The sequence below is a fragment of the Pseudomonas yamanorum genome (assembly GCF_013386765.1).
GTDB lineage: Bacteria > Pseudomonadota > Gammaproteobacteria > Pseudomonadales > Pseudomonadaceae > Aquipseudomonas > Aquipseudomonas yamanorum_A.
This window is the reverse complement of record NZ_JACARE010000052.1, coordinates 1-16,256: the sequence shown is the minus strand read 5'-3', so window position 1 is coordinate 16,256 and position 16,256 is coordinate 1. Positions and strand designations below refer to the sequence as shown.

Genomic DNA, 16,256 nt, shown 5'->3' with positions numbered 1-16,256 from the left:
ATTTCAATCCCTAAGGTTATCGCTAACCGGGCCTTGAGCACACCAGCCACAGGCAAAGGGCTGGCCTATTTTTTCAAGGCGTTGCGCCGGGTCCGTGACCCAGGCGCGGGATTGCCAGGGCGGCTGGTGGCGCAGGTGCTGGGTGTGGCCGCAGGAAAGCTCGACGACCCAGTGCTGGTCTTCGTCCTGGTGAAATCTGACGACCGTCGGGTCAGTTGTTCGACCCCGTCCGTCCGGGTTGTGTTCGCTTTCGGGCAAATCCTTGTTTAGACTTGTCCGTTCTTCATTCTTCTGCAAAAGGTCTCGCCCCATGCCGATCGCCGCCAATAAGGCTGTCTCCATTGACTATACCCTGACCAACGACGCTGGTGAGGTCATCGACAGTTCTGCCGGCGGCGCGCCGCTGGTCTACCTGCAAGGTGCAGGTAACATCATCCCGGGCCTGGAAAAGGCCCTGGAAGGCAAAGAGGTCGGTGACGAACTGACCGTTGCCGTAGAACCTGAAGATGCCTACGGCGAATACGCTGCCGAACTGGTCAGCACCCTGAGCCGCAGCATGTTCGAAGGTGTCGACGAGCTGGAAGTGGGCATGCAGTTCCACGCTTCCGCTCCGGACGGCCAGATGCAAATCGTCACCATCCGCGACCTGGACGGCGACGACGTGACCGTCGACGGCAACCACCCGCTGGCTGGCCAGCGCCTGAACTTCCAGGTGAAGATCGTCGCTATCCGTGACGCGTCCCAGGAAGAAGTGGCCCACGGCCACGTGCACGGCGAAGGTGGTCACCACCATTAATTGACTGAGCGACGCTCTGTCAGTTGGAAAAAGGCGCCTTCGGGCGCCTTTTTCATTTGGCGGCTATTCTTGCCGACTTGGCGGCTGTAATCTCGAATGGCCGTTACGAAGAACATGGGATATCTGGAGTTCGTCATGAGTGCTTTCCACGACCTTAAACTCAAAGCCCTGGATGGTCAGGAGCTGCCTCTGGCGCCCTTCAAGGGGCAAGTCGTGCTGGTGGTCAACGTCGCCTCCAAATGTGGTTTGACCCCACAGTACGCAGCGCTGGAAAACCTCTATCAGCAATACAAAGCCCAGGGTTTCACCGTACTCGGGCTGCCGTGCAATCAATTTGCCGGGCAGGAACCGGGTACCGAAGAAGAAATCCAGGAATTCTGCAGCCTCAATTACGGCGTGACCTTTCCCTTGGGCAGCAAGCTTGAGGTCAATGGCCACGATCGCCATCAGCTGTATCGCTTGCTGGCGGGCGAGGGCGCCGAGTTTCCCGGGGACATCACCTGGAACTTTGAAAAATTCCTGCTGGGCAAAGACGGCCGGGTGCTGGCGCGTTTCTCCCCGCGCACACCACCGGATGACCCTGCCATCGTGCAGGCCATCGAAAAAGCCTTGAACTGATACGTTCAGCACTGTCGAGTGAGCTTCTGTGGCAAGGAAGCTTGCTGTGGTGAGGGCGCTTGTTGTGGCAAGGAAGCTTGCTGTGGCGAGGGAGCTTGCTCCCGCTGGGCTGCGAAGCAGCCCCCCATGCCCTCCCGCTTTTACCCCTTAATCACCCCGATCAATAGTGCTATCCAGCACGCTGCGCACTCCATATTATCCACATCATAAATTCCTTTTCTTATGGAGTGCTCCCATGCCTGTCCAAGCTTTGTTCAAACCGTTCCAGCTCGGTGCACTGCAACTGCCGAGCCGCGTGGTCATGGCGCCGATGACCCGTTCGTTCTCCCCGGGCGGCGTGCCCAATTCCAAAGTGATCGAGTACTACCGCCGCCGCGCCGCTGCCGGCGTAGGCCTGATCATCACCGAAGGCACCGTGGTCGGTCACCCGGCTTCCAACGGTTACCCGAACGTCCCGCACTTCTATGGCGAAGCCGCCCTGGCCGGCTGGAAGAAAGTGGTCGACGCGGTGCACGCCGAAGGCGGCAAGATCGTTCCGCAACTGTGGCACGTGGGCAGCGTACGGCGCATCGGCACCGAGCCGGATGCCAGCGTGCCGGCCTATGGCCCTACCGAAAAACTCAAGGACGGCAACGTCGTCGTCCACGGCATGACCGTGCAAGACATCAAGGACGTGATCGCCGCCTTCGCCCAAGCTGCCAAGGATGCCCAGAGCATCGGCATGGACGGCGTGGAAATCCACGGCGCCCACGGCTACCTGATAGACCAGTTCTTCTGGGAAGGCACCAACCAGCGCACCGACGAATACGGTGGCGACCTGGCCAACCGTTCGCGTTTCGCCATCGAGTTGATCCAGGCCATCCGCGCTGCCGTTGGGCCGGACTTCCCGATCATCCTGCGTTTCTCCCAGTGGAAGCAGCAGGACTACACCGCGCGCCTGGTGCAAACCCCAGAAGCGCTGGGTGAATTCCTCAAGCCGCTGTCTGACGCCGGCGTGGATATTTTCCATTGCTCCACACGCCGTTTCTGGGAGCCGGAATTCGAAGGCTCCGAGCTGAACCTGGCCGGCTGGACCCGCAAGCTCACCGGCAAACCGACCATCACCGTGGGCAGCGTGGGCCTGGATGGCGAGTTCCTGCAGTTCATGGTCAACACCGACAAGGTTGCGCAACCGGCCAGCCTGGAAAACCTGCTGGAGCGCCTGAACAACGACGAGTTTGATCTGGTCGCCGTGGGCCGTGCGCTGCTGGTGGATCCGGATTGGGCGCTGAAGGTTCGCGAAGGCCGTGAAGGCGACATCCTGCCGTTCAGTCGTGAGGCGTTGACGACGTTGGTGTAAGCGGCGTCTGGTCTGACGCTATCGCGGGCAAGCCCGGCTCCCACAGTTAATCGCATTCCAATGTGGGAGCCGGGCTTGCCCGCGAATACCTGCGTCAGATCAAGCGTGATTCCCCTGCAATCACCGGCTGCTCGCCACATACCCCGCGCAACTGCCGCTCAAACTGCTCGACAATCGCCGGCCAACCCTGACGGCTGGCGTGTTGCCGGGCATTGAGCCGCACCCGCCGCAGGCTCTCGCGCTCTTCCAGCAGCCAATTGGCGGCATCGCAAAACGCCTCTTCGTCCCCCGGCATCGCCAGCACGCCGCTGTAGCCATGGCGAATGTGCTGGGTCGCGGCCGCCTGGTCGTACGCCACCACACCCAACCCTGAAGCCATGGCTTCCAGCACTACGTTGCCGAAGGTTTCGGTGAGGCTGGGGAACAGGAACAGATCCCCGGACGCATAGTGCCGGGCCAGCTCTTCACCGCGCAGGGTGCCGCAGAAAATCGCTTCCGGCAGTTCCTTTTCCAGCGTTGCCCGTTGCGGGCCATCACCGACAATGATCAGTTTCATCTGGCGCAGTGGATAAGTGTCCTGCAACGTCTCGAAGCAGCGTTTGAGCAACCCGAGGTTTTTCTCCTGTGCCAGGCGGCCCACGTGCAGCACCGCGGTTTGCTCACTGTTCAACCCCCAACTTTCCCGCAACGCATTGTCGCGTCTGGCCGGGTGAAACAGCTGGCTGTCGACACCCCGGGCGAGCATGCCCAGGCGCTCGAAATGGCGGCGTTCCAGCTCCAGGCGCTGACTGGCGCTGGGTACCAGGGTCAAGGTCGAGCGGTTATGGAACCAGCGCAGGTAGTGGGTCAGCATCCGGCTGAGCATACCCAGGCCGTACTGGTTGGAGTACTGCTGGAAGTTGGTATGGAAACCACTCACCACGCTGATGCCCAGGCGCCGCGCGGCCCGCAACGCAGACAAACCCAGCGGCCCTTCCGTGGCGATATACAGCACATCCGGGCGCTGACGAGTCCAGCGCCGCAGCAACTTGTGCATCGATGACTGGCCCCATTGCAGACCCGGGTAGCCCGGCAGTGGCCAGCCGCGGCACAGCATCAGGCCGTCGTCGCTGGGCCGGCTCTGGTCGCTGCCCTGGCGCGGGCGAACCAGTTCGACTTGATGCCCGCGCGCGCGCAAACCTTCACACAGGCGGCCAAGGGTATTGGCCACCCCGTTGATCTCTGGCGGGAAGGTTTCGGTGATCAGGGTGATGTGGAGCGAAGCTGTCGTCATGACCCACAGTGTCGGCGTGGGCCATGTCGTCATTGTGTCTTTTGGATGATGGATTTATGACGACTCAGGCCTTTTTAAGGGCCTGAGCCTCGGCGCCTTGTTCACGCACCCAGAACAGCGTGGCCCCGGCCACCGCCGCCGGCATCATCAGCAGGTTGACCACCGGCACCAGCAGCACCAGGTAAACGATGCCGCCAAAACTCATGCTCTGCCAGCGCTTCTGACGCAGCCAGGCGAGCATTTCGTTCCAGCCCAGCTTGTGGTTATCCGCCGGGTAGTCGATGTACTGGATCGCCATCATCCACACGCCAAACAGCAGCCACAATGGCGCGGCCACCAAGTTGACCACCGGGATGAATGAAAGGATAAACAGGCCGATGGCCCGGGGCAGGAAGTAGCCCAGTTTGCGCATTTCCCGGGCCAGGGTGCGCGGGACCATGGCCGCCAGTTCGCCCCAGCTGAACGCCGGAAAATCATCGGTGCCGCGCACCACCACTTCGACCTTTTCCGACAGAAAGCCGTTGAACGGTGCAGCGATGATATTGGCAAGCATGGTGAAGGTGAAAAACACCATCAGCACCACCAGCACCACGAACAAAGGCCACAACAGATAGTTGAGGAAGCTCAGCCAACTCGGCAGTGTCGGCATCAGCGTATCGACCCACAGGCTGAACTGATGGCCGGCGAAGTAGATCAACCCGACGAACAGTATCAGGTTGATTGCCAGCGGCAGCAGCACAAACAGGCGCAGGCCGGGGCTGAGTACCAGTTTGAGGCCTTCGCGCAGGTATTGGGGGCCTGAAAGAACGGGGGCGGGCATGGGTAACTCCGGGCAATGGGGGCGAACGCGCCGACCTTACCGGCTTTGCGAGGACCGGGAAAGCACGGCCCGCATCACGACATTAACGGTAACAAAGGTGTCGATTAATAGAGGGCACGGGATAGAGACCACCTATGAGCTGGATTGTTATTCCGTATTTCCTTAATCTTGCCACCCTCTATACGCTGCACCCATTATTTTCAGGATCTGCGAGTTCAAGCCTTCCCCAAGTGCTTCGCGGTCCTTTTTTATTCCAGCCGTTCTGTAGTCCGGGCGGTCGATAGGAGTGAGTCATGTCTGATACCCGTCATTCGCGAGTGATTATTCTCGGTTCCGGCCCTGCCGGTTACAGCGCTGCCGTCTACGCTGCCCGGGCCAACCTCAAGCCGCTGCTGATCACCGGCATGCAAGCGGGCGGTCAGTTGACCACCACCACCGAAGTCGACAACTGGCCCGGCGACGTCCACGGCCTGACCGGCCCGGTGCTGATGGAACGCATGAAAGAACACGCCGAGCGTTTCGAAACCGAAATCGTGTTTGATCACATCAACGCAGTCGACTTCTCGAAAAAGCCATACAGCCTGACCGGCGACAGCGGCGTGTACACCTGTGACGCGCTGATCATCGCCACCGGCGCCAGCGCGCGTTACCTGGGCCTGCCGTCGGAAGAAGCGTTCATGGGCAAGGGCGTTTCCGCCTGCGCGACCTGCGACGGTTTCTTCTACCGCAACAAGCCCGTGGCTGTGGTCGGTGGTGGCAACACCGCCGTGGAAGAGGCACTGTACCTGGCCAACATCGCCAGCACCGTGACCCTGGTTCACCGCCGCGAGACTTTCCGCGCCGAGAAGATCCTGATCGACAAGCTGCATGCCCGCGTTGCCGAAGGCAAGATCATCCTCAAGCTCAACGCCACCCTGGATGAAGTCCTGGGCGACAACATGGGCGTGACCGGTGCTCGCCTGAAGAACAACGACGGCAGCTTCGACGAGCTGAAAGTTGACGGTGTGTTCATCGCCATCGGCCACACCCCGAACACCTCGCTGTTCGAAGGCGTGCTGGATGCCAAAGACGGTTACCTGATCGTGCAGGGCGGCCGTGAAGGCAACGCGACTGCCACCAACATCGAAGGCATCTTCGCCGCCGGTGACGTGGCCGACCACGTTTACCGCCAGGCGATCACCTCCGCCGGCGCGGGCTGCATGGCCGCGCTGGATGCCGAGCGTTACCTCGACGGTTTGAAGGACGCTTCGTTCTAAACCGCTGAAACAAAAAAACCGGCTGCGAGGCCGGTTTTTTTATGTCCGCGATTTATGCCGCACCGCATTCCAGAAGTGATAACCCAATCACTGTGGGAGCTGGCTTGCCTGCGATAGCGGTGTGTCAGTCACCACCGCTATCGCAGGCAAGCCAGCTCCCACATTAAACCGGGTTATCCAATTGAATCAGCGTCGGGTCAGTGGCTGCTGAGTGAACTTCACACCCGCCAACCCATGCTCGATCAGCGCACGAATGTTGCCATGGTCACTGCCCTCAGGCGTGGCCAGTACCGAGCGGTAATGCTCGCCAAACGCCAACAGCGCTTGCTGGTCGCTCAAGCCTTCCAGCAACGCCAGGCCCAGGGTCTTGCACGAGCCTTCGTTCTGCCCGGCGGCATTCTCCACGCCGCCATTGGTGAAGGCCTGTGGCTGGTAATCGTAACCGGCGGCCACGAAGGCCAGGGTGTCGGCGAAGGCGTGTTCGCCGCTGTTGAGGCTGGCGCGCAGGGTGTTCAGGTCAGTCATGGGTTTTTCCTTTGGCGAATGCCGCTTGCTGTTCGGCACTGGCTTCTTGCTGGTATTGGGCTTTCCACTCGGCGTACGGCATGCCGTACACCACTTCACGGGCGTCATCCAGGCTCAGCTCGATGTGGCGCTCGTCGGCCTCGGCCTTGTACCACTTGGACAAGCAGTTGCGGCAGAAGCCCGAGAGGTTCATCAGGTCGATGTTCTGCACATCCTTGCGGCTGTCCAGGTGGGCCACCAGCCGGCGGAAGGCGGCGGCTTCGAGTTCGAGGCGTTGTTGATCGGTCATGGGGGTCTCTGCGAGACAGCTTCAAGCGGCAAGCTTGAAGCTGCAAGTCTGGATAGTGGTTGGCTTTTAGCTTAAAGCTTGTGGCTTCCAGCTTAAAGCTTAGCGGCTGGCCGCCAGGGTAATTGAAACCGATTCGGCAAAACGCAGCGCATGGGGTTTGTCGACTTCGACTTCGGCGTACAGCACCGACGCATTGCTCATCACCAGGTCGAGGATTTCCTGGGTCAGGCGCTCCAGTAGGGCAAAACGATTGCCTTCCACGTGGGCGATGATGGCCTTGGTGATGGTGCGGTAGTTCAGCGCGTGGTCGATGTCGTTGTCGCGTACGGCTTCCTGGGCGGCATACAGGATGGTCAGGTTGATCAACACATCCTGCTTGTTGAGGATTTCATCCTCGTTGATCCCGATAAACGTGCGCAGGCACAGGTCTTTGACCCGGATGCGCGCCATGCCTGGCTGAAGTTGTGGCATTGCTACTTGCTCCGTCCAATCAGTTGCAGGAACTCCATGCGCGTGGTGTTCGACTCGCGGAAGGCGCCGAGCATCACCGAGGTGTTCATGGTTGAATTCTGTTTTTCGACACCGCGCATCATCATGCACATGTGCTTGGCTTCGATCACCACCGCCACGCCGGATGCCTGGGTGACTTGCTGGATGGCGTCGGCGATTTCCCGCGTCAGGTTCTCCTGGATCTGCAGGCGCCGGGCGAACATGTCGACGATACGCGCCAGCTTCGACAGGCCGAGGACCTTGCCGGTCGGAATATAGGCCACATGCGCCTTGCCGATAAAGGGCAGCAGGTGATGCTCGCACAGCGAATACAGCTCGATGTCCTTGAGGATCACCATCTCGTCGTTGTCGGAAGCGAACAGCGCCCCGTTGACGATTTCCTCCAGGTTCTGCTCGTACCCATGACACAGGTACTGCATGGCCTTGGCGGCGCGCTTTGGCGTGTCGAGCAAGCCTTCGCGCTCCGGGTCTTCACCCAGGCCCTTGAGGATCTCGCGGTAGTAGTGGGGCAGGGATAAAGTCATACAACATCCTCGCAAACGGCTTACTTGATATGCCGCCCGCCGTTGACGGTCAGGGTGGTACCGGTGACATACGGGTTATCCAGCAGGTAACGCACACTCTGGTAAATCACCTCGGGGCCGGGCTCGATGCCCAATGCCGCCTTGGCCAGGACCTTGGCGCGGTAGGCCGCGTCGTCGCCCTCGTTGAACATCACCATCGCCGGGGCAATGCCGTTCACCTTGATATCCGGTGCAAGCTGCGCAGCAAACGACAAGGTCAGGCTGTCGAGCCCGGCCTTGGTGGCGCAGTAGGCAATGTGCTGGCGGCTGCCCTTGCGGGTCACGTCGTCGCTGATGTGCACGATATCCGCAGGCGTGGAGCGTTGCAGCAAGTGGGCACAATGCAGGTTGATCAGGTACGGCGCAAGCATGTGCACGCTGAACATGCCGATGAACGCGCTGCTCTCATTGCCGGGTGTTTCCGCGTCCCAGGCCGAGGCATTATGAATGATCGCCCGCAGGCTTTGGGTGTGGGTCTTCAGTTCGTCGATGAACGCGAGAATACCGGCTTCGTTGGAAAAATCGGCAAACACGCCGATTGCACCGCGCTCGCGCAAGGTCTGCACGCCGGGGCGTTCGCTGCGGTAGCTGAAAATCACCGGCTGCCCTTCGTCCAGCAGGCGCAGGGCGCAATGCAGGCCGACACGTTGGCCGGCACCGGTGATCAGGATCGGGGCGGGAGTGGAAGACATGGGAGGCTCGGGTCGCTGGCAGGCTAAAACTATACCAGCGAGCGGCCTCCGTTGTACTCAAGCGGTGGCTTCGCTGGCCTTAGGTCGGGCCGGGGTCGGATGCAGCCAGCCGGCCAGCAGGTGGGTCGACAACGGGATAAAGAAGTAAACCATCAATGGCGTGAGCGCGAGGGTGCTGACCAGCACGCGGCTCAACAAACCCAACTCGCCGAGCAGCGGCTCAAGGCCAAAGTTGAACAGCAGCGACACCGGGAAAAATGCCAGCCAGATCGCCACGGCCTGCTTCCAGCGCGGCGGTCGTGCGGCGGCGGCACCAAACCAGCCATCTATACCGCGTACGCGGTGCTCAGACGGTGCAGCAAACAGCTCACTGCCACGACTGAGCCATGCACTGCGGGACGCGGAAAACTCCCACGCGTGCAGGGTCTTTTCATCGGCAAAGCGGAAAATAATCTGGAATTCATCATCGTTGGGCGGCGGTGCAAGCACGCCGGAGCCCAGGTAACCGGGAAAGTCCGTGGCCAATTGCTCGCCTTCGCGCAGCCAGGCCATCAACTCTTCATAACGACCCTTGGCCACGCGGCGCGCAACCATCAGGGTAACGGGGGAGGTAGACATCGTGTATCTCCATAAGGATCAGGTGCGCTGGGCCGGGTAGGTGGCGCACGAACGAAGCTGCGGGGTAAGCAGCCACGTTGAAAAAACAGGCAAGGATTATTCCTGTTTTGAAAAAATACGCCAGCGGCACTGGTCGGTTAACTGAAGACCTTGAATCGGACAGCTGTATGGGCGTTAAATGGGATCCAACATTCCACCGATGATTCAGTGCCCAGATGTCCGTAATGACTGCTCCCGCCCCTGAAATTGCGTTTGGCGACCCCGCTGATTCCGGCGAGCTGTTCCCGATTCGCGAAGTGGCAAGATTGACAGGCATCAACCCGGTCACTCTGCGTGCCTGGGAGCGTCGTTACGGGCTGATCCAGCCGATTCGCACCGAAAGCGGGCACCGCCTGTATTCGCGCACCGATATCGAGACCGTTCATCGCATTCTTGACTGGATTGAGCGCGGCGTGGCGGTGAGCAAGGTTGGGAAAATCCTTGCCCGCGATGAGCCGCCAGTCGACGCGGCTTCCGTCCAGCCAGCCGGCGCCGAGCAGGAATGGAGCCAATGGCAGCAGCAACTGCGAACGGCCGTCGGTGCCTTCGACGACCGGCAGCTGGACCGGTTGTATGGCCAGATTTTCGCGGCCTACCCGGTCGCGGTGGTGTTCCAGGACATCCTGATGCCGCTCTGGCAGCAGCTATTGCGGCACCAGGGGCTTTTTGGCCAAACCAGTGAATGGCTGTTCTTTGATGGTTTCCTGCGTAGCCGCACCTGGAAACGCCTGCAGACAGGCTGTGCTTCTGCGGCGCCGCGGGTGTTGCTGGCGGCCATTGCGGGGGAATGCCGGGAGCTTGAACTATTGGTGGCAGGCTTGCTGATGAGCGGGGACGAGCTGGCGGTCAAGGTCCTGGCCGTGGGGCAGCCGATGGATGAATTGACCCTTGTCTGTGAAAAAACCAAACCACAGGCCCTTGTGGTGTTCTCTAATCACTCGCCGACCAACGAATTGCCCCGGCGCCTTGAGCGGCTGGCCTTGACCCTGGATTGCCCGCTGCTGCTGGCCGGCGATGCGTCGGAACTGGCGCAGGAGCAGTTGGAGGGCACGCCCGTCGGTTGCCTGGGGAATGAAGGGCGACTGATGCAGCGTCGCCTGCGGCAGTTTCTGCGCGGCAACCTGGATACCTGACGTCAGGCGTGGACTTCGGGGTGAAACAGGCGGTGTTGCTGCAGGATGAACTGGCGCAGGCGCTCGGTTTCATCCACGTCATTCTGGCTTAGACGGTAGGCGAACAGGCCCCGGGCATTTTCCCGTTCCAGGGTGCCACGCACCGAGATGCGCTCGTAGCCGGACGGGCTGAACCACAGCGAAAAGGTCTTGGGCGCCTTGAGCCGCCCGCGAATTTCCACCAGCAATCCCTTGAACGACACCTCGTGCACCCTCAGTGCACCGGGCTGCCCCTTGATATTTTCCAGCGCTACCGGCTCTTCAAGCGCCAGGCGCCACGGGCGGATCATCGGCCCGTCTTCGAAAATACTCGGCACGCCCAGGCGCAAATGCACGGCATGAAACTCGTCTTCCACCAATTGCAGCGGAAAGGTCATTTGCTGGTTGTCGAATTGTGCCTGGAGGGTGACATGGTCATGGGCGGCCAGGCGTGTGAGCAGATCACGAATCTGCGCGCCGCCATTGACCGTCAGGCTCGACGACGCATCCCGCACGTTGAGCTGCGGGTTATGGTGCATGGTCTGAATAAAATCCAGCTCGTCCTGCGTCAAAAGCGCGTCGCGTTGCATTGATCTTGCTCAAGGGAGAGGTATTAAAACGCCATTATCTCTCTAAAGACCGCGTTTTCTAGTTTTTGTTAGATCCGCTCGTCGCCTTGACTGCTTCAAGCTCCGCCCTGAGGTCTGCCAGTTGAGCTTCCAGTTGCGCCACACGCTGCTGGGCCTTGACCTGTACCGTCACGTCTTTTTGCACGCCGACGAAATAGGTCTGCTTGTCGGCTTGGTTGTAAACCGTTGATAACGACAGCTCATTCCAGAAATGCGTGCCGTCCTTGCGGTAATTGCGCAGGATTTCCCGGCAGGAGCCGCCACTCTCCAGGGCTTCGCGAATGGCCATCAGCCCCGGCTGGTCACGGTCACCCGATTGCAGGAAGCGGCAGTCCTGGTAGAGGATTTCGTCGAGGGTGTAGCCGGTCAGCCGTTCGAAAGCCGGGTTTACGTAGATCAGTGGCTTGTCCTTGCCTTCCCGCTCGGCAACCACGATGCCGTCGTTGGAAGCGTTGATCACCAGTTGCATCAGCTTGGCGTTAATCATTGAGCAGTCCATGGCTTATTGTTGGAGTTTGCAGTTTAAGACATGCCGGCCGCCTGTCCACTGGCCTCAGCTGTTAATATCCCAGGCTTTTAGTCAGCTACAGGATCAGATTGATGAAAGTCGCCATCCTTTCCGGCTCGGTGTACGGCACCGCTGAAGAAGTCGCCCGTCACGCTGCCAGCATCCTCAACGCGGCCGGCTTCGACGCCTGGCACAACCCGCGGGCAACCCTGGCCGACGTACAGGGCTTCGCCCCTGAAGCCTTTCTGGCCGTGACCTCCACCACCGGCATGGGCGAATTGCCCGACAACCTGCAGCCGCTGTATTCGACCATTCGCGACCAACTGCCGGCCGCCTGGCGCGGGCTGCCGGGCGCGGTGATCGGCCTGGGCGACGCCAGCTATGGCGACACCTTCTGCGGCGGCGGCGAGCAAATGCGCGAGCTGTTTGCCGAGTTGGGCGTGCACGAAGTGCTGCCGATGCTGCGCCTGGACGCCAGCGAAAGCGTGACCCCGGAAGCCGACGCCGAGCCGTGGCTGGCAGAGCTGGTCACTGCACTGCGCGGTTGACCGGAAACTCCCGCAACAACGCCAGCCAGGCCTGGGCGGCTTTCGACAGATAGGCGCCCTCACGCCAGATAAAGGCAATGTCCCAGCGCAGGTAGTCGGGCGCCTTGAGCGTGAGGCGCACCACTCCGGGCCGCACCAGGCCCCGAGCTACCACGCTGGGCAGCAGCACCACGCCTTGGCCGGCGGCCACTAGGGCCGCGAGAAAATCCGCCTGGCCGCTGCGCCCGCTTTCCTTCGGGGTAAAGCCCAGTTGCTGACAGGCCTGCAGCAGGCGGTCGTTCAATACAAAGCTGCGCTGGTACATCAAAAACGGCGTGTCAGCCAACTCCTCCAGACGAATCTGCGCGTTATCAGCCAGCGGATGGTCCATCGGCAGCAGGGCGTCCAGCGGCTCATCGCAAAATGCCTGCCAGGCGAACGCCGGGTCGCTGGGCATCAGGCTGCCGCCCACTTCCAACTCTCCACTCAAGATCGCCTGCTCGATATTGCGGCTGCCGCCTTCCAGCAACTGGATGGTCACGTTCGGGTAGCGCCGCCGGTATTCGGCAAACAGCCCGGCAAACAGCGTGTCGCCGCCCAACTGCGGCAGGCCCATGCGCAGCTCGCCACGGGTCAGTTGATTCAAGTCATCCAGCTCGCTGAGCAACTCGGCTTGCTGGCGCAGCATCGCTTCTGCCCGCTGCAACACCACCTGCCCGGCAGCCGTCAGGCGAATCTGCGAACCCAGGCGATCCAGCAGCGGTGTGCCCAGGCTTTGCTCCAGTTGTGCCACCTGCTTGCTGACGGCGGACTGGCTGATGTGCAGGGTTTTGCCGGCCTGGGTAAAGCCGCCCCGGTGGATCACTTCGACAAAGCTGCGCAGTTGTTTGAATTCCATTGACCTGATTCCAGTTTGGAATAGCTTGCAGTCTAACAATTCGCTGTGGGGATGCCAGGGGCCTCTTTAAAATGGGAGCCCTGCGAGGACCCAAAGCTCATGAAACGTTTTACCTTCAAACTCGTCGGTCGGTTGCTGACTGAACTGATCGTCCTGCTGGCCATTTACTTTCTGGGCTGCCAACTGGCCGCCTGGCTGAGCTGGCCTATTCCCGGCGGTGTGGTGGGCCTCGGCCTGCTGTTGTTGACGTTTGCCACCGGCCTGGTGAAACCGGCAGCCCTGCAATTGGGCGCCGGTGTGCTGATGGCGGAGATGCTGCTGTTCTTCATTCCGGCGTTGATGAGTCTTCTGGACTACGGCGGCCTGGTAAAACACGACGGCTGGCGGATCATGCTGGTGATCGGTTTCAGTACCTTGTCGGTGATGCTGGTGACCGCGTTTACCGTGGAATTCGTCTGCCGCTGGAAGCTGCGCCATGAGGCTTGAGCTGATGCCGATGTTCTGGCTCGCGCTGACCCTGGGCGCCTACGGTTTCAGCCGCTGGATCTACCGGCGCACCGGGCGCTACCTGCTGTCGCCGCTGATCCTGGTTCCCGCGCTCTTGCTGGCGGTAGCCGTGCCGATGAAAACCGCCTACGCCGAATACTCCACCGACACCCACTGGCTGATGCTGGTACTGGGCCCGGTGACCGTGGCGTTTGCCATTCCGATCTGGCAGCAGCGCCAATTGCTGATGCGCCATTGGTCCGCCTTGTTGCTGGGGATGGTGGCGGGCAGCGTGGCGTCCGTCGCCACCTCCTATGGCCTGGCCAAGGCCCTGGCGCTGGACAGCTCGGTGACGATGTCGCTGGTGCCGCGTTCCATCACCACACCGTTCGCCATGCCGGTGTCTTCCGACCTGGGCGGCGTGCCGGAGCTGACGGCCGTGTTCGTGATGTTCACCGGGGTATTCGGTGCCATGCTCGGCGGCGTACTGCTCAAGTGGCTGCCGTTGCGCACGCCGTTGGCGCGGGGTGCCTTGTTTGGCGTGGGCGCCCATGGCGCGGGTGTCAGCCGGGCCCATGAAGTGGGGGGCGAGGAAGGCTCGGTGGCGGGGCTGGTGATGGTGCTCACCGGGTTGCTCAACTTATTCGCTGCGCCTTTATTGGCGTCGCTTCTCTGACACGCGTTGAACAAATTCGAACTATTCTGAGGACTGACCCGTTCGGCCATCAAGCTGGCTGCCAATGCAACTACGGCGGCCTCAAGCTCTGAACTAGACTGCGCCTTCACTCAAAAAAATAATAAGAAAACGCGCCAAGGAGGTCATTGCCGTGAGCCTAGCCACTGTTCAATCGACACACAGCGTAAAAGATCAGGTCAGCGCGGCCGAATGGCAGGCTCGCGTCGACCTCGCCGCGTGCTATCGCCTGGTGGCGATGCATGGGTGGGACGACCTGATTTTCACCCACATCTCGGCCAAGGTGTCGGGCACCGAAGACTTTCTGATCAACCCCTACGGGCTGATGTTCCACGAGATCACCGCGTCGAGCCTGGTGAAGGTCGACCAGGCCGGCAACAAGCTGATGGACAGCCCCTACGACGTCAACCCGGCGGGCTACACCATCCACAGCGCGGTACACGAAGTTCGCCACGACGTGGTTTGCGTGCTGCACACCCACACCGCTTCCGGCATCGCCGTTTCCGCGCAGAAGCAGGGCGTGTTGCCCATCAGCCAGCAATCCTTGTTTGTGCTGTCCAGCCTGGCTTATCACGCCTACGAAGGCGTGGCGCTGAACCACGAGGAAAAGGCCCGCTTGCAGGCCGACCTTGGCGAAAATAATTTCTTGATGCTGCACAACCACGGCCTGCTGACCTGTGGTGGCAGCATCGCCGACACCTTCCTGATGATGTTCATCTTTCAGCGCACCTGCGATATCCAGGTGATGGCGCAGAACGGTGGCGCTGAATTGATCACGATTGCGCCACAGATATTGGCCGGTGCCCGGGCGATGATCGCCGGGGTCACCAAAAGTGCCCAGGGCATGGGCGGGGCGCTGGCGTGGCCGGCGTTGCTGCGCAAACTCGATGCACTCGACCCCGGGTATAAAAGCTGATGCCACTCGCCGAGATCCCGCTGCGCATCTGGCGCCAGCGCGCCCAGAGCTTCGAGTTTCGCGGCCGTACCATTCGTTACTGGGTGGCAGGGCAGGGCGAGCCGTTGCTGCTGATCCATGGTTTTCCGACTGCCAGTTGGGATTGGCATTACCTTTGGCAGCCGCTGGCCCAGCGTTATCAGGTGATTGCCTGCGACATGCTGGGGTTCGGCGATTCGGCCAAGCCGCTGGATCACACTTATTGCCTGCTGGAACAGGCGGATTTGCAGCAGGCGTTGCTGGAGCATCTTTGGGTGCAGCAGCCGGTGCATGTGTTGGCCCATGATTACGGTGACAGCGTTGCGCAGGAGCTGCTGGCGCGGCATTACGAAGGTCGGTTTCAGATGGCCAGCGGGGTGTTTCTCAACGGGGGGTTGTTTCCGGAGACGCATCGGCCGGCGTTGGTGCAAAAGTTGTTGCTGAGCCCGTTGGGGTGGATGATCGGGCGGGCGTTTGGGCGTAATGCGTTGGCCAACAGTTTTGGGCAGATTTTCGGGCCAGCGACTCGGCCCAGTGAAAGTGCGCTGGATGATTTCTGGAGCTTGATTGAGAGCCAGGATGGGCCGCGGATTTTGCACAAGTTGATTGGCTATATTCCCCAGCGTCGCCAGCAGCGGGAGCGTTGGGTGGCGGCGATGCAACGGGGGCAGGTGCCGTTGCGGGTGATTGATGGGGAGGTCGATCCGATTTCCGGGGGGCACATGGTTGAGCGCTATCGTGAGTTGGTGCCGCATGCGGATACGGTGGTGTTGGCGAATATTGGACACTACCCGCAGATTGAGGCGCCGGTGCAGGTGTTGAAGCATTACTTGGCGTTTCGGGAGGGGCTTGGGGTTGGGGTTTCTCGGGTGGCTTATTCTTGAGGTTTTGATGGGGGGCATATCCGTTGGTGCGGTAACGGCTACTTAGGGTTCCGCTCTTACAGCGGGTCACTTTTGAAAAGCGCAAAAGTAACCAAAACGCTCTGCCCCGCCTGTCGGCGCCTCGCCTAGGCTCGGCGTTCCCTCACTCCGGGCTTGCTCCGCGGGCCGCCGCGACGGGGCGTCCCTGCCCCGTCGCGGCTAAACCGG

Annotated in this window: 22 protein-coding genes; 10 read left to right on the top strand and 12 right to left on the bottom strand. The window is 60.9% G+C overall.

Annotation, left to right across the window (positions count from 1 at the left end):
- Window positions 1-3: 3 nt before the first annotated feature.
- Window positions 4-342, bottom strand: coding sequence for a DUF3565 domain-containing protein (locus tag HX875_RS29325; protein ID WP_177048141.1), 339 nt, complete (start codon window positions 340-342; stop codon window positions 4-6).
- Here HX875_RS29325 and HX875_RS29320 point away from each other — a divergent pair.
- The 3 genes from HX875_RS29320 to HX875_RS29310 all read left to right on the top strand — a co-directional run bounded on the left by HX875_RS29320 (window position 311) and on the right by HX875_RS29310 (window position 2,753).
- Window positions 311-796 carry an FKBP-type peptidyl-prolyl cis-trans isomerase gene (locus HX875_RS29320; protein ID WP_003208457.1) on the top strand — a complete coding sequence of 162 codons (486 nt, stop codon included), beginning with the start codon at window positions 311-313 and terminating at the stop codon, window positions 794-796. The two genes, HX875_RS29325 and HX875_RS29320, sit on opposite strands and share 32 nt — an antisense overlap.
- A gap of 135 nt (window positions 797-931) precedes the next feature.
- A complete protein-coding gene (locus HX875_RS29315) occupies window positions 932-1,414 on the top strand; it encodes a glutathione peroxidase (protein ID WP_177048139.1) in 483 nt (160 codons plus the stop codon).
- 235 nt (window positions 1,415-1,649) lie between these two features.
- Complete coding sequence (locus HX875_RS29310) at window positions 1,650-2,753, top strand: NADH:flavin oxidoreductase (protein WP_177048137.1); 1,104 nt, start codon at window positions 1,650-1,652, stop codon at window positions 2,751-2,753.
- A gap of 94 nt (window positions 2,754-2,847) precedes the next feature.
- Here HX875_RS29310 and HX875_RS29305 read toward each other — a convergent pair whose 3' ends face one another.
- Window positions 2,848-4,026, bottom strand: a complete 1,179-nt coding sequence (locus HX875_RS29305) for a glycosyltransferase family 4 protein (protein WP_177048135.1) — start codon at window positions 4,024-4,026, stop codon at window positions 2,848-2,850.
- Window positions 4,027-4,090: 64 nt separating this feature from the next.
- On the bottom strand, window positions 4,091-4,846 hold the full coding sequence (gene cysZ, locus HX875_RS29300; RefSeq protein WP_177048132.1) for a sulfate transporter CysZ: 756 nt from the start codon (window positions 4,844-4,846) through the stop codon (window positions 4,091-4,093).
- A 293-nt stretch (window positions 4,847-5,139) separates the two neighbouring features.
- Here cysZ and trxB point away from each other — a divergent pair, with 293 nt between their 5' ends.
- Entirely contained in the window at window positions 5,140-6,102 is a 963-nt protein-coding gene (gene trxB / locus HX875_RS29295; RefSeq protein ID WP_177048130.1) for a thioredoxin-disulfide reductase, read from the top strand.
- A gap of 186 nt (window positions 6,103-6,288) precedes the next feature.
- Here the strand turns inward: trxB and HX875_RS29290 are convergent, their stop codons facing one another.
- From HX875_RS29290 to HX875_RS29265, 6 genes are all read right to left on the bottom strand, one after another.
- Window positions 6,289-6,627, bottom strand: coding sequence for a HopJ type III effector protein (locus HX875_RS29290; RefSeq protein WP_177048128.1), 339 nt, complete (start codon window positions 6,625-6,627; stop codon window positions 6,289-6,291).
- Window positions 6,620-6,916: a DUF1244 domain-containing protein gene (locus tag HX875_RS29285; protein ID WP_177048126.1), complete on the bottom strand. Its 297-nt coding sequence runs from the start codon at window positions 6,914-6,916 to the stop codon at window positions 6,620-6,622. The genes HX875_RS29290 and HX875_RS29285 overlap by 8 nt, the downstream gene beginning before the upstream one ends.
- A 99-nt stretch (window positions 6,917-7,015) precedes the next feature.
- On the bottom strand, window positions 7,016-7,387 hold the full coding sequence (folX, locus tag HX875_RS29280) for a dihydroneopterin triphosphate 2'-epimerase (RefSeq protein WP_177048123.1): 372 nt from the start codon (window positions 7,385-7,387) through the stop codon (window positions 7,016-7,018).
- Between the two features lie 2 nt (window positions 7,388-7,389).
- Complete coding sequence (gene folE, locus HX875_RS29275) at window positions 7,390-7,950, bottom strand: GTP cyclohydrolase I FolE (RefSeq protein ID WP_177048121.1); 561 nt, start codon at window positions 7,948-7,950, stop codon at window positions 7,390-7,392.
- A 20-nt stretch (window positions 7,951-7,970) separates the two neighbouring features.
- Window positions 7,971-8,681 (bottom strand): dihydromonapterin reductase, encoded by a 711-nt coding sequence (gene folM / locus HX875_RS29270; protein ID WP_177048119.1) that lies wholly within the window; start codon window positions 8,679-8,681, stop codon window positions 7,971-7,973.
- 57 nt (window positions 8,682-8,738) lie between these two features.
- Window positions 8,739-9,299 carry an antibiotic biosynthesis monooxygenase gene (locus HX875_RS29265; RefSeq protein WP_177048117.1) on the bottom strand — a complete coding sequence of 187 codons (561 nt, stop codon included), beginning with the start codon at window positions 9,297-9,299 and terminating at the stop codon, window positions 8,739-8,741.
- A 215-nt stretch (window positions 9,300-9,514) separates the two neighbouring features.
- Between HX875_RS29265 and HX875_RS29260 the strand changes: the two genes are divergently transcribed.
- Window positions 9,515-10,471 (top strand): MerR family transcriptional regulator, encoded by a 957-nt coding sequence (locus HX875_RS29260; protein WP_371321506.1) that lies wholly within the window; start codon window positions 9,515-9,517, stop codon window positions 10,469-10,471.
- A gap of 2 nt (window positions 10,472-10,473) precedes the next feature.
- On the opposite strand, the gene HX875_RS29255 is transcribed toward HX875_RS29260, so the two are convergent.
- Together HX875_RS29255 and HX875_RS29250 are read right to left on the bottom strand one after the other, a co-directional pair.
- Entirely contained in the window at window positions 10,474-11,079 is a 606-nt protein-coding gene (locus HX875_RS29255; protein ID WP_177048113.1) for a hypothetical protein, read from the bottom strand.
- Between the two features lie 58 nt (window positions 11,080-11,137).
- Entirely contained in the window at window positions 11,138-11,605 is a 468-nt protein-coding gene (locus tag HX875_RS29250) for a PAS domain-containing protein (RefSeq protein ID WP_177048111.1), read from the bottom strand.
- A gap of 113 nt (window positions 11,606-11,718) precedes the next feature.
- Here HX875_RS29250 and HX875_RS29245 point away from each other — a divergent pair, with 113 nt between their 5' ends.
- The gene (locus HX875_RS29245) at window positions 11,719-12,174 is read left to right on the top strand and encodes a flavodoxin (protein ID WP_003208486.1); all 456 of its coding nucleotides are present in this window, start codon (window positions 11,719-11,721) and stop codon (window positions 12,172-12,174) included.
- Here HX875_RS29245 and HX875_RS29240 read toward each other — a convergent pair.
- Window positions 12,155-13,051, bottom strand: a complete 897-nt coding sequence (locus tag HX875_RS29240; protein WP_088427075.1) for a LysR family transcriptional regulator — start codon at window positions 13,049-13,051, stop codon at window positions 12,155-12,157. The genes HX875_RS29245 and HX875_RS29240 overlap by 20 nt on opposite strands.
- 99 nt (window positions 13,052-13,150) lie before the next feature.
- Between HX875_RS29240 and HX875_RS29235 the strand changes: the two genes are divergently transcribed.
- The 4 genes from HX875_RS29235 to HX875_RS29220 all read left to right on the top strand — a co-directional run bounded on the left by HX875_RS29235 (window position 13,151) and on the right by HX875_RS29220 (window position 16,049).
- Window positions 13,151-13,537 carry a CidA/LrgA family protein gene (locus HX875_RS29235; protein ID WP_177048109.1) on the top strand — a complete coding sequence of 129 codons (387 nt, stop codon included), beginning with the start codon at window positions 13,151-13,153 and terminating at the stop codon, window positions 13,535-13,537.
- Window positions 13,527-14,213 (top strand): LrgB family protein, encoded by a 687-nt coding sequence (locus HX875_RS29230; protein ID WP_177048107.1) that lies wholly within the window; start codon window positions 13,527-13,529, stop codon window positions 14,211-14,213. The genes HX875_RS29235 and HX875_RS29230 overlap by 11 nt, the downstream gene beginning before the upstream one ends.
- Before the next feature lie 151 nt (window positions 14,214-14,364).
- Entirely contained in the window at window positions 14,365-15,147 is a 783-nt protein-coding gene (locus HX875_RS29225) for a class II aldolase/adducin family protein (RefSeq protein WP_177048105.1), read from the top strand.
- A complete protein-coding gene (locus tag HX875_RS29220; protein ID WP_177048103.1) occupies window positions 15,147-16,049 on the top strand; it encodes an alpha/beta fold hydrolase in 903 nt (300 codons plus the stop codon). Before HX875_RS29225 ends, HX875_RS29220 begins: the two co-directional genes overlap by 1 nt.
- The last annotated feature ends 207 nt before the right edge of the window (window positions 16,050-16,256 follow it).